This is a genomic window from Providencia sp. PROV114 (genome assembly GCF_032704305.1).
Taxonomy (GTDB): domain Bacteria; phylum Pseudomonadota; class Gammaproteobacteria; order Enterobacterales; family Enterobacteriaceae; genus Providencia; species Providencia rettgeri.
The window spans coordinates 4081558-4108138 of the sequence record NZ_CP120528.1 but is presented as its reverse complement, the minus strand read 5'-3'; the positions used below and the strand labels follow the sequence as shown (position 1 = coordinate 4108138).

23 protein-coding genes and 1 pseudogene are annotated in these 26581 nt (G+C 44.3%); 3 read left to right on the top strand and 21 right to left on the bottom strand.

What is annotated here, in order from left to right; all coding sequences use genetic code 11:
* Positions 1 to 4: 4 nt before the first annotated feature.
* The 9 genes from P3L37_RS18475 to P3L37_RS18435 form a co-directional block, all read right to left on the bottom strand.
* Positions 5 to 301: a hypothetical protein gene (locus tag P3L37_RS18475; RefSeq protein ID WP_042847053.1), complete on the bottom strand. Its 297-nt coding sequence runs from the start codon at positions 299 to 301 to the stop codon at positions 5 to 7.
* A 54-nt stretch (positions 302 to 355) separates the two neighbouring features.
* Positions 356 to 3751: a hypothetical protein gene (locus tag P3L37_RS18470; RefSeq protein WP_042847054.1), complete on the bottom strand. Its 3396-nt coding sequence runs from the start codon at positions 3749 to 3751 to the stop codon at positions 356 to 358.
* Positions 3752 to 4825: 1074 nt separating this feature from the next.
* A complete protein-coding gene (locus tag P3L37_RS18465; RefSeq protein WP_042847057.1) occupies positions 4826 to 5737 on the bottom strand; it encodes a RepB family plasmid replication initiator protein in 912 nt (303 codons plus the stop codon).
* Between the two features lie 854 nt (positions 5738 to 6591).
* Entirely contained in the window at positions 6592 to 6930 is a 339-nt protein-coding gene (locus tag P3L37_RS18460; protein WP_191901268.1) for a hypothetical protein, read from the bottom strand.
* 3 nt (positions 6931 to 6933) lie between these two features.
* Positions 6934 to 7455 (bottom strand): hypothetical protein, encoded by a 522-nt coding sequence (locus tag P3L37_RS18455; protein ID WP_191901267.1) that lies wholly within the window; start codon positions 7453 to 7455, stop codon positions 6934 to 6936.
* A gap of 132 nt (positions 7456 to 7587) precedes the next feature.
* Positions 7588 to 8103 carry a hypothetical protein gene (locus P3L37_RS18450; protein WP_042847059.1) on the bottom strand — a complete coding sequence of 172 codons (516 nt, stop codon included), beginning with the start codon at positions 8101 to 8103 and terminating at the stop codon, positions 7588 to 7590.
* Between the two features lie 31 nt (positions 8104 to 8134).
* A complete protein-coding gene (locus tag P3L37_RS18445) occupies positions 8135 to 8476 on the bottom strand; it encodes a hypothetical protein (protein ID WP_042847060.1) in 342 nt (113 codons plus the stop codon).
* The gene (locus P3L37_RS18440; protein ID WP_166268273.1) at positions 8445 to 8828 is read right to left on the bottom strand and encodes a hypothetical protein; all 384 of its coding nucleotides are present in this window, start codon (positions 8826 to 8828) and stop codon (positions 8445 to 8447) included. The genes P3L37_RS18445 and P3L37_RS18440 overlap by 32 nt, the downstream gene beginning before the upstream one ends.
* A gap of 67 nt (positions 8829 to 8895) precedes the next feature.
* Positions 8896 to 11295, bottom strand: coding sequence for a phosphoadenosine phosphosulfate reductase family protein (locus P3L37_RS18435; protein ID WP_206646166.1), 2400 nt, complete (start codon positions 11293 to 11295; stop codon positions 8896 to 8898).
* A 137-nt stretch (positions 11296 to 11432) separates the two neighbouring features.
* Between P3L37_RS18435 and P3L37_RS18430 the strand changes: the two genes are divergently transcribed.
* A complete protein-coding gene (locus tag P3L37_RS18430) occupies positions 11433 to 12608 on the top strand; it encodes a DUF3800 domain-containing protein (RefSeq protein WP_206646167.1) in 1176 nt (391 codons plus the stop codon).
* A gap of 45 nt (positions 12609 to 12653) precedes the next feature.
* On the opposite strand, the gene dnaB is transcribed toward P3L37_RS18430, so the two are convergent.
* The 12 genes from dnaB to P3L37_RS18370 all read right to left on the bottom strand — a co-directional run bounded on the left by dnaB (position 12654) and on the right by P3L37_RS18370 (position 25256).
* Positions 12654 to 14063 (bottom strand): replicative DNA helicase, encoded by a 1410-nt coding sequence (dnaB, locus tag P3L37_RS18425; protein ID WP_206646168.1) that lies wholly within the window; start codon positions 14061 to 14063, stop codon positions 12654 to 12656.
* 8 nt (positions 14064 to 14071) lie between these two features.
* On the bottom strand, positions 14072 to 14434 hold the full coding sequence (locus tag P3L37_RS18420; protein ID WP_206646169.1) for a hypothetical protein: 363 nt from the start codon (positions 14432 to 14434) through the stop codon (positions 14072 to 14074).
* A 115-nt stretch (positions 14435 to 14549) separates the two neighbouring features.
* A complete protein-coding gene (locus tag P3L37_RS18415; protein WP_042847065.1) occupies positions 14550 to 15692 on the bottom strand; it encodes a ParB/RepB/Spo0J family partition protein in 1143 nt (380 codons plus the stop codon).
* A 191-nt stretch (positions 15693 to 15883) separates the two neighbouring features.
* The gene (locus P3L37_RS18410) at positions 15884 to 16534 is read right to left on the bottom strand and encodes a hypothetical protein (RefSeq protein WP_272667563.1); all 651 of its coding nucleotides are present in this window, start codon (positions 16532 to 16534) and stop codon (positions 15884 to 15886) included.
* A gap of 94 nt (positions 16535 to 16628) precedes the next feature.
* A complete protein-coding gene (locus P3L37_RS18405; RefSeq protein ID WP_042847066.1) occupies positions 16629 to 17420 on the bottom strand; it encodes a hypothetical protein in 792 nt (263 codons plus the stop codon).
* A 3-nt stretch (positions 17421 to 17423) separates the two neighbouring features.
* The gene (locus P3L37_RS18400) at positions 17424 to 17738 is read right to left on the bottom strand and encodes a hypothetical protein (RefSeq protein WP_206646170.1); all 315 of its coding nucleotides are present in this window, start codon (positions 17736 to 17738) and stop codon (positions 17424 to 17426) included.
* Between the two features lie 71 nt (positions 17739 to 17809).
* Complete coding sequence (locus P3L37_RS18395) at positions 17810 to 18244, bottom strand: hypothetical protein (protein WP_042847068.1); 435 nt, start codon at positions 18242 to 18244, stop codon at positions 17810 to 17812.
* A gap of 268 nt (positions 18245 to 18512) precedes the next feature.
* Positions 18513 to 19715 carry a GIY-YIG nuclease family protein gene (locus P3L37_RS18390; RefSeq protein WP_042847071.1) on the bottom strand — a complete coding sequence of 401 codons (1203 nt, stop codon included), beginning with the start codon at positions 19713 to 19715 and terminating at the stop codon, positions 18513 to 18515.
* 25 nt (positions 19716 to 19740) lie between these two features.
* A complete protein-coding gene (locus P3L37_RS18385; protein WP_042847073.1) occupies positions 19741 to 19998 on the bottom strand; it encodes a hypothetical protein in 258 nt (85 codons plus the stop codon).
* A gap of 16 nt (positions 19999 to 20014) precedes the next feature.
* On the bottom strand, positions 20015 to 22159 hold the full coding sequence (locus P3L37_RS18380) for a DEAD/DEAH box helicase (protein WP_196738654.1): 2145 nt from the start codon (positions 22157 to 22159) through the stop codon (positions 20015 to 20017).
* Positions 22160 to 22161: 2 nt separating this feature from the next.
* On the bottom strand, positions 22162 to 24546 hold the full coding sequence (locus P3L37_RS18375; protein ID WP_316927665.1) for a class I SAM-dependent DNA methyltransferase: 2385 nt from the start codon (positions 24544 to 24546) through the stop codon (positions 22162 to 22164).
* 5 nt (positions 24547 to 24551) lie between these two features.
* Positions 24552 to 25256 (bottom strand): IS6-like element IS26 family transposase, encoded by a 705-nt coding sequence (locus P3L37_RS18370; RefSeq protein WP_001067855.1) that lies wholly within the window; start codon positions 25254 to 25256, stop codon positions 24552 to 24554.
* Between the two features lie 63 nt (positions 25257 to 25319).
* On the opposite strand from P3L37_RS18370, the pseudogene repM reads away from it, so the two are divergent.
* Together repM and P3L37_RS18360 are read left to right on the top strand one after the other, a co-directional pair.
* Positions 25320 to 25910: pseudogene (gene repM, locus P3L37_RS18365) on the top strand (replication initiation protein RepM); the annotation flags it as partial.
* Between the two features lie 66 nt (positions 25911 to 25976).
* A complete protein-coding gene (locus P3L37_RS18360; RefSeq protein ID WP_004896925.1) occupies positions 25977 to 26519 on the top strand; it encodes a plasmid replication DNA-binding protein in 543 nt (180 codons plus the stop codon).
* The last annotated feature ends 62 nt before the right edge of the window (positions 26520 to 26581 follow it).

The window sequence follows — 26581 nt, the reverse complement described above, 5'->3', positions numbered from 1 at the left end:
CTACTTATCCGTGAAAGAAAATAGGCATGTTTAATACTCCGTGAAAGAAAATAGGCATGTTTAATACGCCGCTGATAAAGTCCTTTTCAGCTTTCAAATCACGGTAAAACGGTGAGTGAGCCTCTGCCAGTGCCAACAACGCACCACGCTCCGGACCAAATTCATTCACCTGCTGGGTGATCTCCGCAAAAATTTTACGGACGGTTTCCAGGTGACTGGCTGGTAAGCCGTCTTCCTCCAGTAACTGAAGGAATTCCGTGAACATCACATTGCGCGGGATCGGGTTATATTCTTGAGACACATTCACCTCCTAAATGCCCTCAGGGGCGGTTGATAATGCTATTCATACACTGTATTAATTACGCGTTGTCCAGCGTGTCACGCCTTCAGGCAATGGCACTTCCACCTCGGAGAAGTAACCGGTCTGGTATTTTCTCGCTTCTGAGTTACGCGAAAAGATGTAATGCAACGCCAGTTCTTTGTTGGCAAAAGTCATCCTGGTAAAGGTTTTCACTGGTGCAATAATGCCCTCCAGACATTGATTTTCGTTGTACCCAACAGGGCAGATATCGAACCAATGAGCATGGTTGAATGGTGCTTTTGTCTTCGCAATCTTCGCTTTATTCGGATCGTCATAACGCTGAGGCAACGTCACTTCAATCACATCGACAGGGGCATCCTGGTGGAGGTGAGGACTACCAAGCAGTGTATCGATCATAGGCCTGCCGCTTTCATCGCGTAGGCTCTCTGCAAGCCACAGCGTGCTCTTAGAACGATGTGGATGTGACACGTATTCCTGTGCGTAGCGCCAGCGGACATCAAAGCTGTGTATTTCGGATACAGAGTTGCTATTCAGTGAATAGTCCAGCCCGCTGTATTCGAGATCCTTGTTCGTGCTGAACATGTTCACGTCGGGCATTTCCTTAGAGGAAAACATCCACATGTCAGCAGCCTTTGTGCTCAGTTCTTTGATGCGCCCTTCAGGGTGTTTGTAGAACGATGCATACATCTCCGCCAGACCGCTCTTGGCGCTCTCACTTTCCAGCAACTGATAGATGCAGTGTACCGATCGGCTTATAGAGCCCACGTACACAAAGTTCCATTCACTGCCTTCAATGCGGATGCCGATCGGGATCATCAAAGCTGGAACCTGGACTTGCCCACCCGTCTCATGAACGTAGTTCATCTCGTAGTAAGCTTCTTTCCAAAGATGAGACATTTCCGCCAGACGTCTTTGGTTGGCTGGGTTTAAACGATGTAGATCACCGGCTCTGCTTTCCACAAAGCTAAACGCTTCCTGTTTTTCTTCATAACTGCCAAAAGCAGCATTCAGATTCTTCCACGCCTCCGCCTCCGGCCATTCAAAAATTGTTGTTTCCGCCACATTCGAGGCGTTCAGTTTCACCCAGCTGCGTGAGCCTTCTTTGATTCCCGTTTTCGTCAGGTTGAAGTTAATGCGCTGCACCCAGATATGCGGCTCTATCCGATCATCACGCTCACCATCCGTTGGCGCAACGTACAACGATAATTTACCATTCGTGTTCACAATGAGGCGCAAAGGTGCGGCCTTAATTATGCGCGCAAAATCGACTATCTGAGGCAGCATATTCATGCCCCGGCAGGCGATCATGTCCATCACGCCCAGCAGGTTTTCCCACTGCGCTTTGTCGGCCATCGCCTCTGCCAAAGGTGCTCCACGGTTCGCTGCACGCCATGCCATGACTGTTTTGTCGATAACGGTATCTTGGTCGGCTTCATTCCCCACACGCCCTACCACCAGCGCTGCTTTCAGCAGGTCGCGAGACTTCTGCTCTGACTGACGCTCTTCTCGTAGGTACTTAGCCAACGATTTGAACAGCGCAATGTAGTAGGTGTGGTCCGAGCGCACAGCCCGAGAATAGATGTAGTGCTCCAGATGCTCAGCGGTGACCGCGTCCAGGCACAGGTAAGGCAAACGTGCGTCGTCTTCCTTCCACTGTTTGTTGTACTTTTCGATACAGACGTTGACGTTATAGTCACGCGTCACACTTCCTCTCTTGTTGCTATAACTGGTCTTGCTGACTGGCGCTTTGACATTCAACAGGCCGTCTTTGATAAAGGCTACAGCTACGTTGCGGTCGTCTTTAAAGTCCACGGTAAAACTAAAGGAACCATAGGAACGATCGTCATTTTCTTTGGCTGCACCTGGCGCAGTCTCTGGGTTCGCCAGTGAATGCCATTGGCACATCACACGAGAGCCGCTACGTAGGTGACTGTTTGCCCATTCGATGAAACCAGCCAAGGATGGATACTTTTTATTTTCTGGGTTACTCAGCATGCCTGTACCGTCAGCATCATGAATGAAGCGGCAATGTTGCTCTTGGAATTTCATCGACACAAAATTCAGACCCAGACTCCGGTCGTAGAAATCACCAAATAGTTGTTCCCGATGGTCAAGCCCACAACACATAATCAGGAAACGTTTGTAGTGCAGTGCCATGCGCTCATGCGCCTTCAGCCGATCAGAATAAGCGACGTTTTGGAATTTAATTTGTTCCCCATCCATCCCCCGGAACAAGCGCTCTTGCTCATCCCGAGACGGGAACAGCATGTTCGCACCCAGGTGAGACTCCACAGGGGACACGATGCGATACAGGTTTTCGCCGTCGCGAACCATCAAGAATACCTTGGCATTCTCGCTGTTATTAATAAGGTTTTCCATACGGTCTTTGTAGTCGATATAGCGGCGAGTCGTTGCCATGACCAGTACGCAGCGCGGCGAAGGGAAAATTTGATCCACCAGCGCATGGGTATTGCACAGCGCTTGATAGAACTTGTCCAGGTCACCAAAGTCGAACCAGTCACTTAAGTCGTGGTAGATGGCCAACTCTTCATCGACCATCAATTTCTGCTGAACAAAGGTCAGAGGCTCATTGCTGGGAGCGGACTGCCCTTTACGGATCACCTTCACGTTGACGTCTTTGCCAATATAGAGATCTAAAGACTTGATACCGTCCATCAGTTTGTCAACCTGAGAACGCGCATCTTCTGTTGCAGCCAGCTGCGCCGCTGCCATTTCGGCAAAATAAGGCACCACAGCCTGAACTGCCGCTGTAATTTCGATATTACGCTCTTGGATCCACTCGGATTGGATTGTCGCTATTTGATGGTTTTGCTCGGCCGCATCACGCATGTTCTTGATATCGGCTTCAGTCACGCCCGCTGCAATAGCATTACCCACCGAGCCTGTAGCCAGGCGAATAGCGTTATTACTGATAGCAGGCATGGTGCTCGCACTTACACCTTTCTTTGCGGCTTTTTGCTCAATACGTTCTGTCACAATAGCTTTCATCGCCTCAGGGTTAGCGAGAGACTTCGACAGAGATTGAGTTAGATCGGTAACACGCTGCTGGCACAATGCGACTTCAGCATCACGGATCTGACGCGCATCATCAGCGAATACAAAAAGCTCAACAAAGTCATTAAACAAGAATCGGTGCTCTTTGACAGTTCGCTTAACACTGTGAGAAACGCCGTCTTTGTCTACTGTGACAAAGGTTGCGTATTGCTCGTAGTGCTTCGGATGTGCGCGGAGGATGACGGTATGAAGCTGATTTTCAACCCAACGTAGGGATTCGATGAGAAGTACCTCATCCATCAGGATAGCTTCTTCTGGGATATCCTGCATTGCGCGCCAATATTGCCCGCTTTGAAGTGAGTTGAAACGCTGGATACGTTCGACGTGTTCTTCACGAACTACAATGCCTGTCATGGCTCTGCCCTCAATTGTGATTCATTTTCTATTACTATCTTTACACGTAGTGAACAGCTGACGAATAGGTCACAGGCGCACAGAAAGACATATTTGAATAGGGATAGAGGGATCTGACCAGCGCATGTTTGCAGGGCGAAACCACCTTCATTCACCTGCATGTTTGCAGGAGGAAACTCCGCCCCATCGTTACGCGTCTGCGGAAAACAGCATACTTGCAAGGGGTAAAATCAGCTCCTACGCTGCATGTTTGCAGGGGAATAGCATATTTGCAGGGGGTAAACTCAGCCCCTCCGCTGCATGTTTGCAGGGGAATAGCATATTTGCAGGGGGTAAACTCAGCCCCCTCCGCTGCATGTTTGCAGGGGAATAGCATATTTGTAGGGGAATAACACTGCCGTTCCGCTGCATCTTTGCACGGGAATAGCATATTTGCAGGGGAATAACACTGCCGTTCCGCTGCATATTTGCAGGGGAATAGCATATTTGCAGGGGAAATTCCCTGCCGTTCCGCTGCATGTTTGCAGGGGAATGCATATTTGCAGGGGGAAACTCCAGCCCCTCCCCTACATGTTTGCAGGGGAAAAGCATATTTGCAGGGGAAATTCACTGCCGTTCCGCTGCATGTTTGCAGGGGAATGCATATTTGCAGGGGGGAAACTCCAGCCCCTCCCCTACATGTTTGCAGGGGAAAAGCATATTTGCAGGGGGGAAACTCCAGCCCCTCCCCTACATGTTTGCAGGGGAAATTCACTGCCGTTCCGCTGCATGTTTGCAGGGAAAAGCATATTTGCAGGGGGGATATAACTGCCGTTCCGCTGCATGTTTGCAGGGGAACAGCATATTTGCAAGGGGATATAACTGCCCCTCCGCTGCATGTTTGCAGGGGAACAGCATATTTGCAAGGGGATATAACTGCCCCTTCGCTGCATGTTTGCAAGGGAATAGCATCTTTGCAAGGGGATATAACTGCCCTTCCACGACATGTTTGCAAGGGAACAGCATGTTTGCAGGAGGAAATCACGGTTCCTCAATAACATGTTTGCAGGGGGACGCATACGCCCTGGAATATACTTAATCCAGGTCGGTATTTTTCAACAAATCTGGGTCACGCGAATTGATTGAGAAAAAAACTTGTCGCTTTCCTTTCGACACCCTATAGCCTTCAGTGTACTTGAGGTATTTGACGTCTTCTAATAACTTCATTGCCCTTCTAACCATTTCAAGTTGCTTATAAGGGTCTGAGCGCATATTTAAACGCTTCATCAACCTTTCAAATGAGACTATCTGCACCCTATTCTCACTGTTTGGCAACCCTTCAAGAAAAGCATAGATAGCCTTTGCCACTTCATTTCTTTTGATCGCAGGGAATACCTTCAGCTTCAGAACGCGCTTGTAGTCCATTTTGTACAAGTCACTTAATTTTGGATTGAATTCCAAAATAACTTCGTTTGCAGCTGTATCCACCCTGGAGAAATTCAACAAGTGAGTTGTAGCACTAATCAAATCATCGCCAGTATCTTTGTACACAGATATTGAAGTGGATGTAATTTTTCGAAGTGATTTAGCGACCCTTTCTTTCAGGATTTTGTTAATTTGCCTTGTGTTGTAATCACACATCTTTGCAAAATCACTGAAGGGAAGCACAACTTTATTGTCTACCATTGGATATTCACTGAGTGACTGAATTATTGAAAGCCAGATACGAAAGTCTGTATCCATATCTAATTTAGGCCCAGATATGGTGACTCTGTCATAACCTTCGCTATTAACAATCTCAAGGTTTCTCAGCTCTTCCGAAGCATCCATCACCCTGCTACCAACATTTTTCTTTTCCCTGCTACTAACGGGACTAAAAACACTAAGCCTAAGCAGTGAGATAGGTTGAATCGATCGCGTATCTGTTGATGATATGTAATCAATTTCGCCCGTCGTCTTGTTTTTTACTTCCACAGACAGGCCTAAATCATTAATATCCTTAGCCATAGTTATTCCTAAAATATTATTATTTGTTAACAGGCATTTTGAGCCTTTGCATATTTGCAGGGGGATGTATAACATGTTTGCAGGAGGAAATCAGCATATTTGCAAGGGAAAAATGCATGTTTGTAAGCTGATCTTGCATGTTTGCAAGGGAATTTAACTCTGCAACTGGTTGAAAATAAAATAAAATATCAACCTTAGATCACTTAGTTGTTTTTAGTTATTTAAGATCACAATAGATCCAATTATTAGATCACTCCTGTTAATAACGGGGATAACTTCCTTACCACCCTTCAATTTACTTTAAAAACTCTAAATGTATTTCCATTGGGAAAAATAATTTCAAATCCTACTTTTTCACTCCGCATCTCTATTAAAAACCGATGCCTTTCCGTCCCTAGAAATCAGTGGATTATTCAGTAATAACTCCTTTCCTTCATTCTTGCATAAATCAAAAACCACCTTTAATTGATTGATTTTAAAGATTAACTATAAGGATTTGGTTTCCTTTATTTGTCCACAGCCGGAAGTAACATATACATGTTTGCAGGGGAATGATTTGCATGTTTGCAAGGGAAAATATGCATGTTTGCAGGATGATCTTACATACTTGCAAGGAGAACTTACATATTTGCAGGAGGAAACAGCATGTTTGCGGGGGAAAAATGTTCTATAATACTTTGATAGTATTAATCAATCTCGCCCTTAGATCCCTTAGGTCTTTTTAGATCAGTTATTAGATCAAAAGATCCAATTATTAGATCATCCCTGTGAATAATGGGTATAACTATTTGAAAAGCGGACATCTGGAATGCAATCCGCTTAAAGTTTAAGTAGCCACACGGGATCGAATTTATTTAAAAAGCAATATTTTTTGCCAGACCAAAAACAAAATCATTAGTGAATGTAAAATCACGCCACACCAGGCAACCATCCGCATCACGAATTTCTACCTGAGTTGATGTCTTACTATAACGAATGATCTCAATAGTCTTTCCAGACAAACCACCAGCTCTGATCAATGCTTCTGTAACCTTCAGACCTTCTTGTTGACGAAGGTCATATGCATTGTCATCCGATTCAGTGGAACCCTGTTCAGCACGGGCAATTTGAGCCTCAGCAGAGCGAAACAGGTCAGCCAATTCTTTCCCTTTATTTCGCTCTACACCTGCAAAAACTTCTTCTAAATACGTCATATTTTACCCTTGTGACCAATTTGAAATGATCGTGCTTGTGAAACCAACGATCTCTTTTGAGATCACTTCTTCGGCTTGGAATACTTCGATGCAAATTTCTTTAGAGCCAGAAGCGAGTTCTACCCGACACAATGGAAACGTACCCATAATGTCCCGCTTAAGCTTCGCCAAAAGCTCGCTAAGTGATTTTCCAGGGATCTTTGGAGCTAAGTGAGCAGGAACTGAAACTTGCAGGCAAATCGCCTCAGGGGCGTTACAAGCGCTATCACACATCAAACTCATCGTGCCATAACCGACCAGTGAACGATGATAGAACACCGCTTCACGGGTAGCAGACTCGTGATTGGAGATCAGCGCATAACCATTTTTTTCCAATTCTAGATAGTCGCTATTAGCAATACGCTGAGAGTAGTCCTCACCCCAGGATGCATTATTACGGCCTTCAAAACGGGCATGGTGATAGTGAGACTTTAAAAAAGCATAATGCTCTTCACGGGAAGGCATGGGAATGTGTGAGTAATTCATCAGTGTTTATTCCTTTGCGTATCAGACTTTCAGTATCAAGCCTCCCATGCAGCTGACAAAGGGGTAAACACAACGGAAATCGAAAAACAAAGTTAGTTTGTGGAAATGGGTGGGTAATCCCACCCACTGAAATTACTGGCCGACGTTGGTTAACACTTCACGAATGCGATCAATGGTGGTTTGGGCTTTATCATCCCCCACTCCCGCCCCCCTATTGTGAATTTCGGCCGCAATATGACACACTTGGTCAATGACCATTTCAGGAACTGCCTTCACCACACTTTCCGGACGTGCTAATACGAGATTCATTTCGCAAACAGTGACACCAGCACGACGTGCCATAGCTTCACGTTCACCTGCCGCTACACGCAGATCGTCAATCGATTGCAGCATCGCTTCATTATCTGGCTTACACCCCAGTTCATCGGCAATCTCTTTAATGCATTGCGGAAGCACATCGTCTGAGAAGTGCTGAAGCCGGAACTGGATCAGCGCCAGCTGTTCATCCGGTGTTAAGCTCACGCCTGCCCCCCAGAATGAAAGGCGATTTTTCATGTCCACGAGTCGGGCATGGTTGGTCAGAATATTGGCGTTGCGGGTACCATCAACATCAGGCCCAGCATTCGTTTTTTCAGGTGTCGGATTCATGAAAACCTCATTTTCGGAATGGGTGAATTTCTCAACTACAGTTGCACTTCAACATGAGTTGCTGAAATGTCATGTCGGACATTTTCACTACTTTCTCAGGCACTTCAGCACCGAGACTCTTCAAGTGTGCTCTCAGTTCGTCCCGCTCCTTCATCGTTTCAATCAAGAGCCGAGACACCTGTGCTGACCACTCTGGCCGCATGTGGACTGGCGACTCCGGATAATTGTTCCAGTGCGCCATCATGGTTAAAGCCACGCGCAATGTGTCGCGTTCGAAAACCGAGAGTGACTTAACGCAGATCCCCGGAGGGAATTTTTCCGCCTTAATTAATTTAAGATAGTTAATTTGAGGCCGATTGTTTGCCAGGCTCATGATGCCTCCGTAAAAAAGCAGGTTTTGTGATAATAACGTCCACATCCATGCAACGATTGTCCTGACACATTTGCGCCTGACTTTTGTCGTAGAGCATCAACGCGACACGCTCGCCGGGCAGAGGCAGATCTTTTTCTGCCGGGATCTCACCCACTACATCAATACGGACGGTACTTTTGTTACTGTACAGGCTTAACCCGTCACGTTTTTCAATATCGACTCGGTATTCAGCGATGACAGAATCGGTTTTCTCCTGGCTGGGCATCAATTCGAACCCAGCGATCAGAGCGCCCCCTAACACCATAATCAACGCACCATCTAACAACACATCGGTCATATTCGTTTTCATCATTCATATCCTGTATGAATAGTAAACTTCAATACTGACTCAACTTGTACTGCCGACGAAATTAAGCGTTTCACGCTGCCTCCTGAACGAAGCGCTCCATTGTTCTCACCACGAGACGGAAGTGTTTGCTTAGCGCAACAGGGTCCCGCCCAGCCATTTTGGTGATGGGATCGGAGTCATGCTTCAGCATCAAGCCATCATCCAGTCGCCACAGCATCCGCAGATACTCCAGTTTCAGTTGATTGACGATCACTTCTCTCAGATGCTGAGAGAGCCCCTGGCAGCTTGTAATTGCATTACGACGAGTATGTTGATGGTAACGACGAAAAGCGCGCTCAGTGGACGTGCCGGACTTACTCAGCTTCAACGAGCACCAAGCACTGGTATGTCCGATCACGAAAACCGAAAGTGTGTTTTTGGCCCTATTTTTCTCTTGCTGCATGGATAGTTCATCCTCGCGCGTCAAAGATGCACGGATCCATTGACCGGTTGAGGTCTGATTCGCCAAGTGCCACTGCATGGTGAATGCCAGATTAGCCCACCAGCGTAGACGGATGATACTGGCGTTCACTTTGTTGGCGATCAGAAACTGATAGCGTTCCGTCGTTAGTACACGCAGGTCTTTACGAGACGCAATCCCATCCATTGTCTGATGGCCGTTTAAGCCCAGGCTGCGATAAGTTTGGCCGCGCTGCATCATGCGGTTGTACAGTGCTGACTTTCCTTTGCACAGGGAAACTGCACCGAAGCGCAGATAAAATTGAGCAGCACTGCCGGAGGTGTATTGCCCAGCCAATACCGCTTCACGCAGTCGAGGATATTCCTCCCAAATGATGAACTCAGCAGCATCCGCGTCGATGGTCACTTCACTGTCCTCGCTGAAGCTAACCACGCGACGTTTTCCGTTCGGCGTATTGATAATGCGGCTGGCACGCTCATCGTCGGCACCGTTAAAATAGGCCATTTCAGCGATGGGATCAGCCAGGCCATCCATACCGGAATCATTACCAAACTGCCCGACCTTGACCCACAATGCTTTGGGCATAGGGGTCTTTGGGGTGACAGGCATTTCAGGCTCATCTTCCAGTAAGTCGAGCTCACCTTTTGCCCAGACGCGGCGATAGATTTCCAGAGCATGAAACGGTTTTTCGTTAAAATGGTGGAATGACCACATGAAGTCTATATGGATTAACGCAACCTCACTGACAATGCGAAATTGAGGTGACGCCATGCGGCGGTTGTGGGCGGTGTTTTCCAGTTCGCCCGATCGAAGTTTATCGGCTACATCCTCAGCACGCAGCTGCTCAACGTAGTCCATACTGCAACAAACATGCAGCAGGCGCTCCAGGAAGCGCGGTGAATAGACATCAGGCTGAACCTTGATGAAGCCTCCAGCATACAAGGTGCGACCCACAGGATGCCTATCTTCCCACGCATTGCGACGCTTGGACAAAAATCGCTGAATACGGTTGAGCCCAGCCATGTAACCGTGGCGATCGTCATCAGAACGCAGAAGGTTTTCCATTGATTTATCGAGACCGACCGCCTGGCAAGCCCAACATCCAAACCGGCTCCCACAGGCTTCACTGGATTTTTTCTCAGAACCCGACCAAACACATTCCCCTGTTGCGGCCTTGTAGAGCTCAGCGGTGTCGTTGTTGCTGTCCAGGTAGCTCGGCAGCAGATACTTAGAAGCGCTTCCGGCGCTTAGCAGAAACTCCCACACGTCGCCCTGTAACCAATGCCTGATGGGGTACAATTCGCCGCCTTCTTTTGTGATCTTAACCTGACTCGCATTCCCGCCTTTTAAGGCGATGTTTTTGGCTCGGATAACGCCCTCTGCATCGCGGCTTCCCAGCAGCAAACAGACGCGTTTACCCACGGATTTTGGCAGGCTTTTCACGTATGCCGTTTTGGCGCGTTTGGCCGCAAAAATCTTCAAGTCGTTGGAGCACTGACGCACTGAGCTGTTGGTGAACGTGGGCAAGCCACGCCCCGTCAGTATCCGCCCCGTCCAGCTGGAGGTGAGCCCCGGTTTTGCGAGAACAATAGACAGCGGCAGGTTTTCTTGATCGATGAACTTTTCAAGCGCAGCCAGTTTCTGATCGGCGAGCCAGCGTATCTCAGGGTTTTCAATGCCAGTATCGGTATGCAAAAGGTAATGGTGTTGGCTAATAGGAATTCCCGCGCGAACAGCGCGCACCAACGCCATGAGGAATAAGTGCAGGACAACTTCGGAGTCTTTACCGCTACTCCAGGCGAGGGAGATCGTCCAATTATCAGCAAGAGCTTGATAGATAGAAGCGGTGCCATCAAGGATGAGGTCAGCCATGCTAACTCCACGACTGGCATCACAGAAGTTCAGGTCGGCATCTTCCTTCAGTGTTTGCCATACGGCCTGCCACTTGTCCGCTTTTAAGACAGATATGGAAGGTGGAACCGGATTTTCAAAGTTGAAGGAATGCTGCATAAATCACCTGTTATTTGTTTTGTTTACAGGCGATTTTCTCATGGGGTGAACTGCTGACGAAATTGAACGGTAATTATTAACTCAGCCAACTAACTGGTATCTTATATATTACAATTAAAATTTTTTTGGGGTTTAGAATGAATACCAAGCATGGCTCCCTCGCTTCAGTTTTTTTTGATGAATCTGGGTTTACTGGCAACGGTTTGCTTGATGATAAGCAACATTACTTTAGCTACGCGTCAGTAGTATGCTCCCCTGATGAAGCTAAAGAGTTTACTGATCGAATAATTAAAAAGTACAAAATTCAAAATAAAGAAATCAAGGCTAACAAGTTGTTGAGACGCACCAAAGGAAAACAAGCTATAGATGAAATAATTACTGAGTTTCAAGGAAGGTTTAAAGGTGTTGTTTCTGATAAGAAATTTGCTCTTGCAGGTAAGTTTTTTGAATACATTTTTGAGCCAGCACTAAGTGAGATTAACAGAGTTTTATACAAGTTAAAATTTCACCTATTTGTTAGTAATGTGCTCTACATTTTCCTAATTACAAACTCAGATAAAGGTGCTGAGCAAATTTTAACTGAATTCCAGTCACTTATGAGAAGGGAGATGGGAGAAGATGATATAAATGCTTTTTTTTCTAATTTTGAAAATGAGGGTAATCATTCAGGGCAAGAGCAAGAAATATTGCAAATGATCCGAAATATAACATCATGTAATAGGGAGTATATTTTGGATGAGATGGCCTCATCCGAAAATACACCTACAGGTAAATGGATATTGGATTTAACAACTGCTTCATTATTCAATTTATTATGTGAATGGGGCGAAGAATATGAACAACTTTGTGTTTATTGCGACAGCTCAAAGCCATTAGTGGAGCAAGCAGATTATTTAGATGTAATGATTGGGCGAAACGACAAGAAACTCATAGAGATAAACGGTAACAAAATACCAATCACTTTTAATCTCAATGGCCCCATTAATTTTGCCGATTCGTTAGTATGTCACGGAATACAAATCGCTGATGCAATAGCTGGTGCTTATGCCTTTACATTTAACCCCAAAAATAGCGATGATGAATTCGCCATAAAATGGAAAGACACTCTTTCTGATCACGCTATTAATTACTGCATATTCCCAGACTACAGTTACCTTGACATGTCAGATTTAAATGTGCAACTCAATGCTTTGATTTTAATGGAATTGGCTGAAAGAGCTTCTAAAGGCACTAGTTTAACTGAAGGGCTTATTGATTTTATACGAGGGGCTACCATTCAATTGAGATTAGACCCAATACAATTCGAAGAATAATTATTATTTTTCTTATATAGCGCCAGTGCTAACTGGCGCTATATATTAATATTCTTCGTACTGAGGTCCTGAGTAATTATCAAATCGAGACCACTGGCCGTTGAAGGCCAGACGTACTGATCCGATAGGTCCGTTACGCTGCTTACCCAGGATGATTTCGGCCACCCCTTTGTGCTCACTGTTCTCGTTGTAGACCTCGTCACGGTAGATAAACATGATGAGATCCGCATCCTGCTCAATCGAACCTGATTCACGCAGGTCAGAGTTCACTGGCCGCTTATCAGCACGTTGTTCCAGTGAGCGGTTGAGCTGCGATAAGGCCACCACGGGTACCTGAAGTTCTTTTGCCAGCGCCTTTAAAGAGCGAGAGATTTCTGCAATTTCCAGCGTTCGGTTGTCTTTCAACGCCGGAACCCGCATCAATTGAAGATAGTCCACCATGATCAGGCTCAGGCCTCCGTTTTCTCGGAAAACCCGCCGCGCCCGCGATCGCAGTTCGGTCGGCGTTAGGCCGCTGCTGTCGTCGATATAGACGTTTCGTTTTTCCAGCAAAATGCCCATCGTGCTTGAAATACGTGCCCAGTCTTCGTCATCGAGTTGGCCGGTCCTGATTTTTGTCTGGTCAACGCGGGACATGGAAGCCAGCATACGCATCATGATTTGTTCACCTGGCATCTCCAGGCTGAAAATCATCACAGGCTTGTCCTGTGTCATCGCTGCGTTCTCACAGATGTTCATCGCAAAGGTGGTTTTACCCATTGAAGGGCGCGCTGCGACGATGATCAGGTCGGACTTTTGGAGTCCGGCTGTCTTTTTGTTCAGATCGGTGTAACCCGTATCGACGCCTGTCACCCCGTCATGCGGTGTTTGGTACAGCTGCTCGATGCGCGTTACAGTTTTCTCCAGAATGGCATCAATGCCCATCGGCCCGCTGTCTTTATTAGTTCGAGCCTCTGCAATCTGGAACACACGGCTTTCGGCCAGGTCCAGTAATTCAGCACTATTCCGACCCTGGGGATCGTAACCCGCATCCGCAATATCATTGGCCGCAGTGATCATTTCCCTCACTACGGCACGCTCACGCACGATGTCGGCGTAGGCTGTGATGTTAGCGGCGCTTGGGGTATTTTTCGACAGTTCGGCCAGATAGGCAAAGCCACCGACCAAGTCAAGCTGGTTGTGTTGCTCCAGTGCTTCAGCAAGTGTGATCAGGTCAATCGGTCGGCTTGATTCCACCAGCCGTTGCATCATGGTAAAAATACTTTTGTGGGCACGGGTAAAGAAATCCCCTTCCACAACACGTTCGCTCACCAAATCCCAGCGTTCATTGTCCAGCATCAGACCGCCAAGAACGGATTGCTCCGCTTCAAGTGAATGGGGAGGCATTCGAAGACCAGCCAGACGCATATCTTGTTCAGTGGCGATCGTGGACGAACGTTGATTTTTCTCTTTCATCACCGGCCTCACAGCGTGTTTCGTTGCGCGATTTGGCGTTCACATTCAGCCGCCAAGGACGGGTAATGCTGTGTAATTGCAGAATACAGTTGCTGGCTCATGCAAGAGGCTTCACGTTCCTGCCCAGAGCTACGATACGCATTTTCTTTATCGTGATCGTAGTTGCTGAGCAGCTGTCGAACGTAATTCACTTTTATGCGAGCCAGAAACGCGTCGGTGTTTTTGCCTTTTCGGCGAATGGAATGGCCTTTCCCCAGCGCGCGCGGCTTACAGCCTCGGCTTTCATAGTGGGAGATAGCTAACGTTTCCAAGGAAGCGTCATCAATGACGCGGATGGTGATTTTAGGCAGGATAGGCAGTGCGTGATCCATAAAACCTCCGAGCTGCCGTGACGTTATTTTTTTATTGAACGGCACGGGCGGTGTAGTGAAGTGAGATAAAAAAGGCCGGAGAACCGGCCTAATCTTGCGAAGACAGCGCGTTGGTTTATGCCTCAGCGTCGCCCTCGCCTTCACCGTCATGAGCCTCAGTGGCTTCTTCATTGCCTTCGTTTTCAGCCTCAGCAGCTTCTTTCGCCGCCTGTTCGGCTTCCTCTTCCAGCTTGGCCGCTTCTACATCGCTCAGCGCTGCCATCAGCTGGCGGGCAACTTCAGGGGACAGACGCAGCACCACTTCTTCCGGCACGGTCTCAGCGATTTCAATCTGGTTTTCGTGCTCAGCCGTTGGTGCGGGAGGGATCTGCGAGCGCAGCTGATCCAACGTCGGCAACAGGCTTTCGAAGGTTTTGCGCACGACTTTTGGTTTCACCTTGGCTTTCTTCGGCGAAGACACATAGCGCGCGGTGACGCGGTTTTTACCTGCTTGCTCGGCTTTAGCCAGAGAAGCCATCAGGATGTCGAAAGCGTCACGGTCGGTGCCTTGGCAATCAGTGATCACGTCAATCGCAACATCACCGGACACTTTATCGTCTCGTACCAATTTTTTAATGCGCTCTTCGGCTTTAGCCAGGATCAGGCTGCGACGAACGGTTACGCCGGACAGACCCAGACGACGAGCGATAGAGTCGATTTCGTGGCCCCAATCAACCAGACGGCGGAAACCTTCAGCGCGCTCAATCATCTTCAGGTGCTTGGTGTTGGCGCTTTCGATCATGTTGAAGACTTCTTCGTCCTTACCGCCTTCGAACTCTTCAATGATCAGCTTTTCAAATACTGCACCTTCAGCGATAGCGGCCATCAGGCCGGTGAAGCGGTGGTGACCGTCGATGATTTTCAGGCGAGTCACACCGTTCACAACAACCACTTTAACGCGGATAGCCGGGACGCTGCTCGGGTGGTTCAGGTAGGCGTTCTTGAACATCTCTGCGCGCTCTACATCAACCTCACGCAGGTTCAGGCCTTCTTCAACGTACAACCATGAGACGCTGACCGCGTACACGTTGTTTCGACCAACGTTCAGCTCTTCAAACAGCGCGCTGTTTGCAGCTGTTTTGCGCTCTTTGGATACGAAGTCGCTCAGACCACGCAGCGTGGATGGGGCCTTGTCCATCTGACGCATGATAGCGCCCAGATTGCCCATCAGCTCGTTGTCACGGGAAGCTTGGAAGATTTGTTGTACGTTGATAGTCATGATAGTTACTCCGCAAATTGTTATTGGTTGTTTACGTGTTTGTGCTTACTTCTGAATCCAGTTAAACACGGCGTGTACCGGTGACGAATAGCAAATGCGGAAAAAAATAGTCTTTTTTCGATTGTTTTTTTATCGATGGGAAATGGGCGTAAAAAAAGCCAGTATTGCTGGCCTTTGGTTGGAGAGTTCCGTTACTGTGAGTTGGCTTTCGCTTCCGTCATGATTTTGTTCATTGCAGCGGCAAGCTGCTCGCTTTCACCTTCGGTGTAATCCGGCCAAGGAACGAAAGGATGATTTGTTTTGTTCAGCAAAGAGAAACCTGTAGGGCACCGCCATTGCATTGGAGTCGTTTGACCTTCAGTGAAGTTAACCAACATCAGTTCTTGCTCGCAAGTGACATCTTTCACACCACCGATCTCAATCAGGCGGGTGCTCATTATCCCAAAATGTTCATCTGCAAACTTCAAGTGGTCATAGGCCGCAAATGTGCTGTAAAGGCCGACCCACAGAAGGATCTGGATATTAAGGATAGTGCCTATCTGTCCGAGAGTTTTTTCTTTCATGGCTTTGCGTAATAAAAGCGCGGCACCAAACAGCAAGTACAGGCCACCAGCCAGGAAAAGCCATACAGGTAAATTGGAGCCTGATTGGTCCACCTGTTCAGAGCCTGCATCCATCAATGATTTGATGAATGGAGCAAGGAGCAAGAAGAAAGCCGGAACATAGAATAGCCAAGTCAATTTTACTTGTCCGATAGCTGCTATACGTTTTTCCTTGTCAAGGCTCGCTTCTTCTAGCACAACTTTCATTGTTTTTGCGAAGGAAAATATCGCTGCGATCATAAATAGGACCGTCATTATTAAATACATTTACTCTCCAAAACTCAGGAATACATACTTTGAAGCAATGGTACAATGTTAATAATTAAAATAGTAATTAATTCAGTCGCAAATTGAGGGGCATTTTCAGGTAACGGTAAATGAACTGCCACCCTTCCCCGTGTGGTGTACGGTAATCCAGGCGCGGTAGATGCTGCTTTGCATCGTGTTGATTATAGTTTTTCGATGCAGTATTGAATTGGAAAAAATGCGCGAGCTCATGCGCTACCAGCGCCCGAAGATGGTCTAGTCGGTTAATGGAATAAAATGAGCCAATTTCCTTATCCTTGCAAACATGCGCGTACTCGTGAAAGTAGCATGCAAACATGCGCAGGCCGTATATTTCGACCAAATCCGTCTCGTAGAGGTATCCGGGGCTGATCGTAATGTTCCGATGACCACCCCACGAATTCTTTGCAGCCCAGTTCACGCGGACTAATGGTTTTTTTCCCACATAGCCAAAATCTCGACAGAACATGTTTGCAAGGTAATCCGTATAAAGGTGAATGACATGCTCAGCGGTGGCGATCATCTTCTCGCCAAAAACAGCAACTCGTTCACGACGTGCTATTACCTTCGCTGGTTCAACAACCTCACGAACCGGAGGGGCGTGTTTAAAAATGGACGTGTCCAAACACCACTGGTCCTCGAAATCGCCTTCCGGCGTATCCAGGTGAATGGTCAGTTCAGGAGGCGAACCTATTTTTTTAAGCCAGCTATCCAGTGAGCACCCTACCTCGTCAATACTGACCAAATCGTCAAGCCCATTAGCATGCAGCCAGATTATCGATCCCGGCGGGATTGTGCGGTGTTGGCGGATGTGCGATGCAATAATCTGGCGCGGAGTCATGGCTCAATACCCCATACGCTGTTCGTGTGCAGCTTGACGGCGATATTCAGCATCTTCACGGGCTTCTCGGCGCTCGGCTGCCAATACGCGTTTTTCGGCAAAGGTCATGCGGCTGACGTCAGGAATTTTAACTTTTCCTGATCCCTTGCATTCGCTACACTGAACATCATAGGTTCCTTTGCGGTATTCATCGCGAAAATCATCGTCCATTTCGTTCCACTCGCTACCAGTGAACCCATCGGAAAATGCGGGGTTATCCACTTTCCCGTGGCCTTCACAGCAATCACAGATCATCCAGCGGAATTTTTCAGTTTGCATAATTCACCTCTGTTTTCGTTCAGTTGAGCGTGATTAACCCGAAGAAACGCACCACGAAGGGCGCGCAGGATTTATTCAGCGTTTTGCCATTCAAAATCGACAATCGGCTCGGAACCGTCCACCAGTGCCAGCGCGTGATGCAGGCGCGACAGAACGGCCGCTTTTTTATCAGCAGGCAAATCGTTTTCGATCAGGGCGATGGCATCCGTGAGTGTGGAAATGAGGTCAGTACCCTGCTTGTCGTTTTCGGGGTAAGCGAGCGGAGACTCCGCGCGAATTTTGGCTTCTTCCGACGGATTGGTATCCCAACCGTTTTCGTTGATGATGCGGCGCGGATCTGGCCCGGCAATAACGGCTGCACCGAGCTCAAAGCTCATGTCGGCGTATGGTAGTTGATTGGCGAGCATATCCAGGGCGGCTTGATTGTTCATACAAAAGCCATCTGCGACCCAAATAGGCGCGACGTCAACACGAATAAGCCAGGAGAAGGGTTTAACTTGAGACATAACGAGTCCTCTGTCATTTTAAATGCCCGCACCCGTTGGTGCAGGCGTATTTAACACAGGGACAGTGTTACACGACCGTAACAGCCGACAAAGTTAGCTAAAGTCTGACTGTGGTACGGTACGATTTTCCAATAATCGATAACTGCCTGCATTGGCGTAGCATAAGCCAGCTCAAGCAATGCCAGCTGTAATGATACAAAAAAGTATCATACTGAAATATTGGTAATTAATTGATTTTTCATATTGAGGTAAACAATAAAGCTTCATACTAAGATATGGAAATTAGTTGAGCTTTTCCCGCATCGTAGTAAACAGTCTCAATAGAACCATTTTTAATATGATCAATAATGTCGTTAATGATGTTAAGAGAAACTAAGAACCATTCTTTAGGTTTGACAGGATTTCCAAATCTATCTTCGATAACAATATCAAGTTGTGCTGATTTTAAGACTTTATGAATAAGCTTTTCTAATTTCTGTGGTACAATATTTTTAGGAAGTGAATAAGTTGCCACTAACTCAACATCAGCAAGTAAATAAGTTGGGTCTTTTCTAGCTTCCGTAATTCTTTGATTTACTTTGCCTGTTGTTACACCAATTTTGTGAATAACTTGTTTATTTCCTAAGATAAAGGGATTACTAGATAAACTACGAAGTACGTAAATGGTTCCACTCTTTATTTCAAGCACTTTTTCTTGATTCGGTAAATTTTCTTCAATAGATAAAGTGCCGGTATTATTTGTAATTAAAACACGCCTTCCAGTTTCATCTTTGTATAAAGATTTTGTCAAGGAACGCATCAAAATATTACTTTCAGTCCCATTTGAATATATTAAACGTGTTCTAGCATCAAGATGTCCATCAGACATCTCAAAATATTCTGTTATTTCAGCTATATAGACCAGTTGTCCATTTAGTATGAACCAATCATTTTTTTCTAAAACATTGTTTTTACCGTAACGTTTAGTATATCGAGTACCGGTATCTAAATCTTTTTGGATTTGTTCAAATAATGGTTTAAATACTGCAAAATCTTCACAAACCTTTTGTTTTCCAATGAGTTCAGCTTCTTTTCTCTCATCACTAGATCTAACATTATTTAAAATCAATATGTTGTGTTCATCTTCTATTTCAATTCCTAATTCAGAAAGTAAGTCATCATCCTCTAATTCAGATATATCAGATGGTTCAGAAGTAATACTATTTAATAGATTATATTGATCGAAGTTTTCTAGCAGACACACGGCTTCAGGCAATTTTCTAAGTTGATCAAGTCTAACGGCATAAAGGCGTTCAAAAATATCAGCATTATTTGAGCTTGATGGAATTCTTTGATTTATTTCGTAGAATTGAATAATTTCTTCAAACCCAGAAATTATGCGCTCTTCTTTGGCTGTATAGGTCACCTGTTTTACTGGTGCTAAATTTATACCTAATTCTGATAGCAAATCATCATCTGAAATATCAGCCATAAAATTTACCTTGTTTAATTATTAGTTAGAATTTATCGAGATGGACTACAATAGAACTCATTACAGAGTTCTGTTTAATTTTTTCAAGACGAGATGCACATATTTTTTCAAAGATGCCTGCATCATCAAGGGATGGAACTCGTTGATGGGTTTCATAGAAGATATTAATTTCCTCAAATCCAGAAATTAGACGCTCTTCTAACGGAGTTAAAACCTTAGTAGAATTTAACTCAAATTCGATTTCTAGTTCATCTAGAATCTGTTCATCTGAAAGACGTTTCATTACTTATTGTCCACTATCAAATTTCAGATTTCGTTTTTTCTTGTGTTTTGAATCTTGCAAAAGCTGCAATGCCTTCGGCCATCCTTTGTTCCCAAGCATCTTGAGAATTTATATCTGGTAAACGACCACGTTCTTTTTTAAATTGTACTGCACGAATTGCTAACTCTTTTGCTTCTTCAGGGCTTAGATTGATACGTTTAGAAGAAATATGAGCTTGGACTTGACGCAGTGTAGTCTCATCCATTGCTTTTGAGAGTACAGCATAAGCTGATTCAAATGGATTGATATGATCGATTAAATCAATATCAAGATCTCTGACATTTATAAATCTCTTTACGCCTTGAATAAAGGCTAAATTTGATTCAGGTTTGTTATCAGTATCTGTAAATTGGGGAGTAGTTCCTCCAAGTGTTTCCTGTGCTTGTTCAAGTTCTTTCTTTGCTTGTTGAATTAAGTTAAAAGCTGCAATTGCATGTTGACGAACTGCTTCTTGATCTTCAGCTTCTAGCTTTGGGTATTTTTCCTGAACAATTTTACCTAATGCTAACTGTGTTAATTCTTCAGGCACAATATTTTCTTGGTCGAATAAGCCTCGTTCGATTGCTGATTTATTCTGTACAAAGGCTGTGATAATTTCGTTCAAATCTTCCTTACAGATTCGATTAGCTTCTTCAGATTCAGGTTTTTTAAGGCCATTGATCTCAACATGGACTTGTCCAGTTTTATCATTAATACCTATATTATTTTTACCTTTCTGGTAACCATCTTCACCATAATCAAAGCCATCTAAGGCACCCTGATCTTTAGGAGTAAACTCAAAACGTGGTGCTAAGACTTGTTCCATCAATAGACTTGCGGCAATCGCTTTTAGCATATCATTGACTGCCTCAACCACTAACTTCTCAGAAGAATCAGGCTCAGCAATTAAGTTAGTGAATTTGGCACGGTACTTTCCTTCAGCATCACGAGTGGCACGACCAATGATCTGTACAATTTCAGTTAAACTACTGCGATAACCGATCGTTAAGGCATGTTCACACCAAATCCAGTCAAAGCCCTCTTTCGCCATACCTAATGCAATAATTGTATCAACATGATCACGGTTAAATCGCTGCGTTGGATCTTTGAGTGCCGTCAGTACTTTAGAGCGTTTAGCAGAATCACTGTCATCAACCAAATCAGCAACTTTTAAAATGCACTTATTACCTATTTTTGTTGTAATTTCGATTAAATGAAAACCAGTTTCCTCATCTACGCCTTTCCAAGTTCCCATTGCATCCATGATATGTTCAACTTCGAGTTGTTTACCAATTTTGGTGCTTTCTTTGGAGTTGACGTTTGGGATATGGATAATTGTTTTTAGGCTAGGGTCTAATACTTTCATTACAGCATCGGTATATTTTCCTGTATAGAAGAAATAACCAATATCGAGTGCTTTTAAATAGCTATAACCATTCAATTGCTCATAATAGGTGTAGGTAACAGTCTCAAATTTATTTTCATCAGTTGGGGAAAGTACTGCCTCTGAATCTCCACGGAAATATGAGCCTGTCATCGCCACAATATGTGCTTTATCTCGTTCCATAAACTGAGTGAGCTGGGCACCCAATTTATTGTCTGGATTGCTACTTACATGATGAAATTCATCAATGGCTATCAGTCGATTATCAAAAGCCTCTACACCAAGCTCTTCGACTGCAAAACGAAAAGTCGCATGGGTACAGACAAGGACTTTATCCTCACTTGCTAGAAATTCACCGACTGCTTTTACTTTCGATTTTGCAATTTTTTCATCGTCGGCATTTGGAGCATTGCACAAGTTCCAGTGTGGTTGTACTTTCCAATCTTCCCAGAAACCGTACTTAGTCAGTTCTTCATCTGCGAAGCTACTGCCAATAGAACGTTCAGGAACAACAATTAAAGCCTGTTGAATGCCTTGATTGGCTAACTTGTCTAGGGCAATGAACATCAATGCACGTGATTTACCCGACGCTGGTGGAGATTTAATTAATAAGTATTGTTCCCCCCGTTTTTCAAAGGCACGTTCTTGCATAGGTCGCATGCCTAGCTCATTCGCTTTGTTTGATACACCAGTGCAAGCGGTTTTGATAGAAACAGCAGGAACAGTCCGTTTATTTGTTGGATTTTCTGAAGTTGTCATGATTATTTCTTTCCTACTTGTTTTGAAGTCATCTCGGTATACATTGAAAATAGTTTCTCAAGACGTTCTGTATCATTCTTAAATCGACGGCCAATATAAACACGTTCTAGAACTTCATCATTTTGTTCATGAGCAGAACGTAAATTTTCTGGCATTTTTTCTGACTTATATAAATCATCAATAGATAATGGGAAATGCGATTCTCGAGCCAATAAAATATTTTCAGCGCAACGAGTCAGATCAGACTTATTTTTTTCAGTAAGTATCGGTAATGGGAAAGTATTCCAACCCATTTTATTAGAATAACTTAAGCGAGTTTCTAACCTACCACATACAGCAGTGATCCAGATGTAATGTAATTTTGATAATAAAATTGCAAACTGATCTAATGGGGCATCATATAACGCATAAGCTAAATTAGTAATAGAGCAAGGGGCTTTTATTACATCAGCTGGAATATATTCTCTGTTTTCAGAACTTCTGATTGGGATACCGATAGCGTAGCATTTAGGCTCATACATTTCTCTAAACTGATGAGAATACGAAGCCATGGCATTAGTACCAGAATCTGTACTATTCAATCTCATTTCCTTTACTTTTTCTATTCTCTCGGCTATCGAATCTATAATGATGGCTTCACTTAGTTTTTTATCTTCAATCCAAATACAGTAGCGTTTAGAAGATTTGATTATCTCATTTGAACCATATAAAGGACGTATAAATTGTTTTTTTTGAGATAGTGTTAAATTCAAACCATCGATTGTTTGTTTATCTTCAAGTATCAGATTTCCTCCATCATAAGGCGCATTACCTAAATTCATCGGAAAGAGTTCAGAAATACTTTTTGTTTCGCCCAAAACAATAACTTCTGTATTAGGAATTAAATATGGGCCTATTTTATTTACCTTCATTTCTAAATGATTACTGTCAGAATCCAATATAAATAGCCTATTTTCCTTATAAATTTTTTGAGAAAATCCTACAATTACAACGGTTACTCCTGCATTGTTGCTAGCTAAGTTTTTCCACTTAAATGACTGGTAAGCAAATTTAATTTTATAATTTAATTCATTCAACAATGGCCATAGAACAGGAATTTGAGCACCTTGAAAAAGAGAGTTAGTACTTACAAAAGCGAACTCAACACCATTATCTTTGGAATATTTTGTAGCTTTAAAAAACCATCCTGCGACATAATCTAAACTTCCATATTTTTTTGTATATGAACCAAATAATAACTTTAGGTCATCTTTTTCTAATCTGGATTGATTTTTAGTACCCTTGTAAGGGGGATTACCACAAATATAAGTTTCCCCACCTTCATTCTCAAAATCAATCTCAGTCTGTTCTAAAGGTGTTTCAAATAAATCATCAGCAACAACTTTAACTGCACTACCTATCGGTGGACAAATGCTTAACCAATCCAAACGTAACGCATTCCCACAAATAATCCAATTCTCTTTAGAAAGTGGCAATACGGTTTGCAATGCTTCAATCTGGCCACAGTACTGAACATTAGACTGATATTCCGCAATCACAAGTGCTAATCGAGCAATTTCAGCGGGGAAACTATTAATTTCAATTCCTCGGAAGTTAGTCAGAGGAATATCTGTAGCACGGCCTTTCTCATTCCTTAATTCATTAATTCGAGCTTCAATTTTTCGGAGTTGCTTATAAGCAATTACAAGAAAATTTCCAGAGCCACACGCTGGATCAAATACACGTATACGTGCAATCCGCTTACGGAGATTTAGAAGCTTTAGATTGCGGTCTTTAGATGCTTCTAACTGCTCGTTTAAATCATCCAAAAATAAAGGATTCAAAACCTTTAAGATATTGGGCACACTAGTATAGTGCATGCCCAGTGAACCACGCTCATCATCATTGGTAACAGCCTGAATCATTGAACCAAAAATATCAGGGTTGATTTCTTGCCAATTTAACTTTCCAGCATGTAATAAATAAGTACGGGCAATCTTTGAAAATTTTGGTACTTCTGTACTACCAGAGAATAAGCCACCATTCACATAAGGGAATTTTTTCGCCCAAACAGGAAGCTTTGTATCTTCACGTTGAGGGTGATCTACATTCATCGTATGGAATAATGTACTAATGACTTCATGTGTATTGCTTGAATCACGTTCGGACATTTGTTCTATGGTCTGAGTAAAAACTCCACTTGGTTGGAAAATTTCAGTATCTTCTGCGAAGAAGCAAAAGATTATACGTGCCATGAAATGGTTCATGTCTTGACGACGTTCCTCAGTCGCCCAATCTGGATTTTCTTTTAATAATTCGATGTAGAGTTTATTTAAACGTCCCGTTGCACGTACATCAATCGGCACTGTTGCAAAGTTAGCGATGAGGCAGCCTTTTGTCTTATTCAAAGGCCTTACATTTCAAAAACTCTGCTTACCAGGCGCATTTCGCCCAGGGGATCACCATAATAAAATGCTGAGGCCTGGCCTTTGCGTAGTGCACGCATCACCTCAATACCTTTGATGGTGGCGTAAGCCGTCTTCATGGATTTAAATCCCAGCGTGGCGCCGATTATCCGTTTCAGTTTGCCATGATCGCATTCAATCACGTTGTTCCGGTACTTAATCTGTCGGTGTTCAACGTCAGACGGGCACCGGCCTTCGCGTTTGAGCAGAGCAAGCGCGCGACCATAGGCGGGCGCTTTATCCGTGTTGATGAATCGCGGGATCTGCCACTTCTTCACGTTGTTGAGGATTTTACCCAGAAACCGGTATGCAGCTTTGCTGTTACGACGGGAGGAGAGATAAAAATCGACAGTGCGGCCCCGGCTGTCGACGGCCCGGTACAGATACGCCCAGCGGCCATTGACCTTCACGTAGGTTTCATCCATGTGCCACGGGCAAAGATCGGAAGGGTTACGCCAGTACCAGCGCAGCCGTTTTTCCATTTCAGGCGCATAACGCTGAACCCAGCGGTAAATCGTGGAGTGATCGACATTCACTCCGCGTTCAGCCAGCATCTCCTGCAGCTCACGGTAACTGATGCCGTATTTGCAGTACCAGCGTACGGCCCACAGAATGATGTCACGCTGAAAATGCCGGCCTTTGAATGGGTTCATGTGCAGCTCCATCAGCAAAAGGGGATGATAAGTTTATCACCACCGACTATTTGCAACAGTGCCCTTATTTTTGCCCCTGCTATTGTGCCTTTAATTACTAGGTTAGAAGAACAATTTACAAAGTATGAAATACAACAAATAAGTAATTTAACAAGTGCTTATGCTGTTCGTTTATATGAAATATTGATTGCATGGCGTAGTACTGGAAAAACGCCTCTCATAACTATGTATGATTTTAGACAAAAAATAGGTGTACTCGAGACTGAATACAAACGAATGTATGATTTTAAAAAATATGTTTTAGACATTGCATTAAAACAAGTAAATGAACATACCGATATTATTGTCAAAGTTGAACAGCATAAAACAGGTAGATCTATTACTGGTTTTTCATTTAGCTTTAAACAGAAAAAATCAGCCACGCATTCAGTCGAATCTAAAAGAGATCCGAATACATTAGACCTCTTTTCAAAAATAACAGATAAACAACGCCATCTATTCGCCAACAAGCTCTCAGAGCTTCCTGAGATGAGTAAATATTCACAAGGCACAGAAAGCTATCAGCAGTTTGCTGTACGTATAGCTGCCATGCTGCAAGATGCAGAGAAATTTAAGGAATTACTTCCTTTACTCAGAAAATTAGGATTTCAATGACATTGTTAATTGAAATTGTTAAGTTAACAGTCAGGTATTAACACAAGTTGAAAACTGGTTTACATAATGAAAAAACTGTCAGTTTCAGAGTTAGCTAAGCTTTATGGATATTCAAGACAAGCCATATATGCACATATAAACAAAGGAAATTTATCTAAAGGATCTGATGGATTAATTGACTTTTCAGAGGCCCTAAGAGTTTTTGGGGAACCACAAAAAAAAGAGGATACAGTCAATCAAAGTCAATCAATTAACAGTCAAAACTTGACAGAAGTTGACTTACTAAAACGTCAAGTTGACATACTGGAAAAACAATTAAATCAGGCAATACAGAGAGAAAATCAATCTTTAGAACGTGAATCGTTTTATCAAGAACAGATTGAAGCTATGCAGCGCTTACTAGAAGCACCAAAAGCCAATATGACTACCTTTACCGATCAGAGCTTTAAACAGGATATAGCAACGGATCCTCGGTCGGAACTAGCAACGAACTATGACGAATTGACTACTCCTCAGCAAGACAATAAGCGTATTCCTATCCCGGAGCATGTTGAACCAGAACAGAAGAAGAGAGGCTTCCTAAGCCGCTTTTTCCTTCCATATGGTTAGCCAAGACTCCAGTTTTTTGAAGAGCCAATTTCAGTGCAAGCACTTGAAATAATGACTCCTCA

What these genes read in the sequence shown, in the direction of transcription:
- P3L37_RS18470 (WP_042847054.1), bottom strand. Translation starts at nt 3,751, where the DNA reads ATGACAGGCATTGTAGTTCGTGAAGAACACGTCGAACGTATCCAGCGT.
- P3L37_RS18465 (WP_042847057.1), bottom strand. Translation starts at nt 5,737, where the DNA reads ATGGCTAAGGATATTAATGATTTAGGCCTGTCTGTGGAAGTAAAAAAC.
- P3L37_RS18460 (WP_191901268.1), bottom strand. Translation starts at nt 6,930, where the DNA reads ATGACGTATTTAGAAGAAGTTTTTGCAGGTGTAGAGCGAAATAAAGGG.
- P3L37_RS18455 (WP_191901267.1), bottom strand. Translation starts at nt 7,455, where the DNA reads ATGAATTACTCACACATTCCCATGCCTTCCCGTGAAGAGCATTATGCT.
- P3L37_RS18450 (WP_042847059.1), bottom strand. Translation starts at nt 8,103, where the DNA reads ATGAATCCGACACCTGAAAAAACGAATGCTGGGCCTGATGTTGATGGT.
- P3L37_RS18445 (WP_042847060.1), bottom strand. Translation starts at nt 8,476, where the DNA reads ATGAGCCTGGCAAACAATCGGCCTCAAATTAACTATCTTAAATTAATT.
- P3L37_RS18440 (WP_166268273.1), bottom strand. Translation starts at nt 8,828, where the DNA reads ATGATGAAAACGAATATGACCGATGTGTTGTTAGATGGTGCGTTGATT.
- P3L37_RS18435 (WP_206646166.1), bottom strand. Translation starts at nt 11,295, where the DNA reads ATGCAGCATTCCTTCAACTTTGAAAATCCGGTTCCACCTTCCATATCT.
- P3L37_RS18430 (WP_206646167.1), top strand. Translation starts at nt 11,433, where the DNA reads ATGAATACCAAGCATGGCTCCCTCGCTTCAGTTTTTTTTGATGAATCT.
- dnaB (WP_206646168.1), bottom strand. Translation starts at nt 14,063, where the DNA reads ATGAAAGAGAAAAATCAACGTTCGTCCACGATCGCCACTGAACAAGAT.
- P3L37_RS18420 (WP_206646169.1), bottom strand. Translation starts at nt 14,434, where the DNA reads ATGGATCACGCACTGCCTATCCTGCCTAAAATCACCATCCGCGTCATT.
- P3L37_RS18415 (WP_042847065.1), bottom strand. Translation starts at nt 15,692, where the DNA reads ATGACTATCAACGTACAACAAATCTTCCAAGCTTCCCGTGACAACGAG.
- P3L37_RS18410 (WP_272667563.1), bottom strand. Translation starts at nt 16,534, where the DNA reads ATGATCGCAGCGATATTTTCCTTCGCAAAAACAATGAAAGTTGTGCTA.
- P3L37_RS18405 (WP_042847066.1), bottom strand. Translation starts at nt 17,420, where the DNA reads ATGACTCCGCGCCAGATTATTGCATCGCACATCCGCCAACACCGCACA.
- P3L37_RS18400 (WP_206646170.1), bottom strand. Translation starts at nt 17,738, where the DNA reads ATGCAAACTGAAAAATTCCGCTGGATGATCTGTGATTGCTGTGAAGGC.
- P3L37_RS18395 (WP_042847068.1), bottom strand. Translation starts at nt 18,244, where the DNA reads ATGTCTCAAGTTAAACCCTTCTCCTGGCTTATTCGTGTTGACGTCGCG.
- P3L37_RS18390 (WP_042847071.1), bottom strand. Translation starts at nt 19,715, where the DNA reads ATGGCTGATATTTCAGATGATGATTTGCTATCAGAATTAGGTATAAAT.
- P3L37_RS18385 (WP_042847073.1), bottom strand. Translation starts at nt 19,998, where the DNA reads ATGAAACGTCTTTCAGATGAACAGATTCTAGATGAACTAGAAATCGAA.
- P3L37_RS18380 (WP_196738654.1), bottom strand. Translation starts at nt 22,159, where the DNA reads ATGACAACTTCAGAAAATCCAACAAATAAACGGACTGTTCCTGCTGTT.
- P3L37_RS18370 (WP_001067855.1), bottom strand. Translation starts at nt 25,256, where the DNA reads ATGAACCCATTCAAAGGCCGGCATTTTCAGCGTGACATCATTCTGTGG.
- P3L37_RS18360 (WP_004896925.1), top strand. Translation starts at nt 25,977, where the DNA reads ATGAAAAAACTGTCAGTTTCAGAGTTAGCTAAGCTTTATGGATATTCA.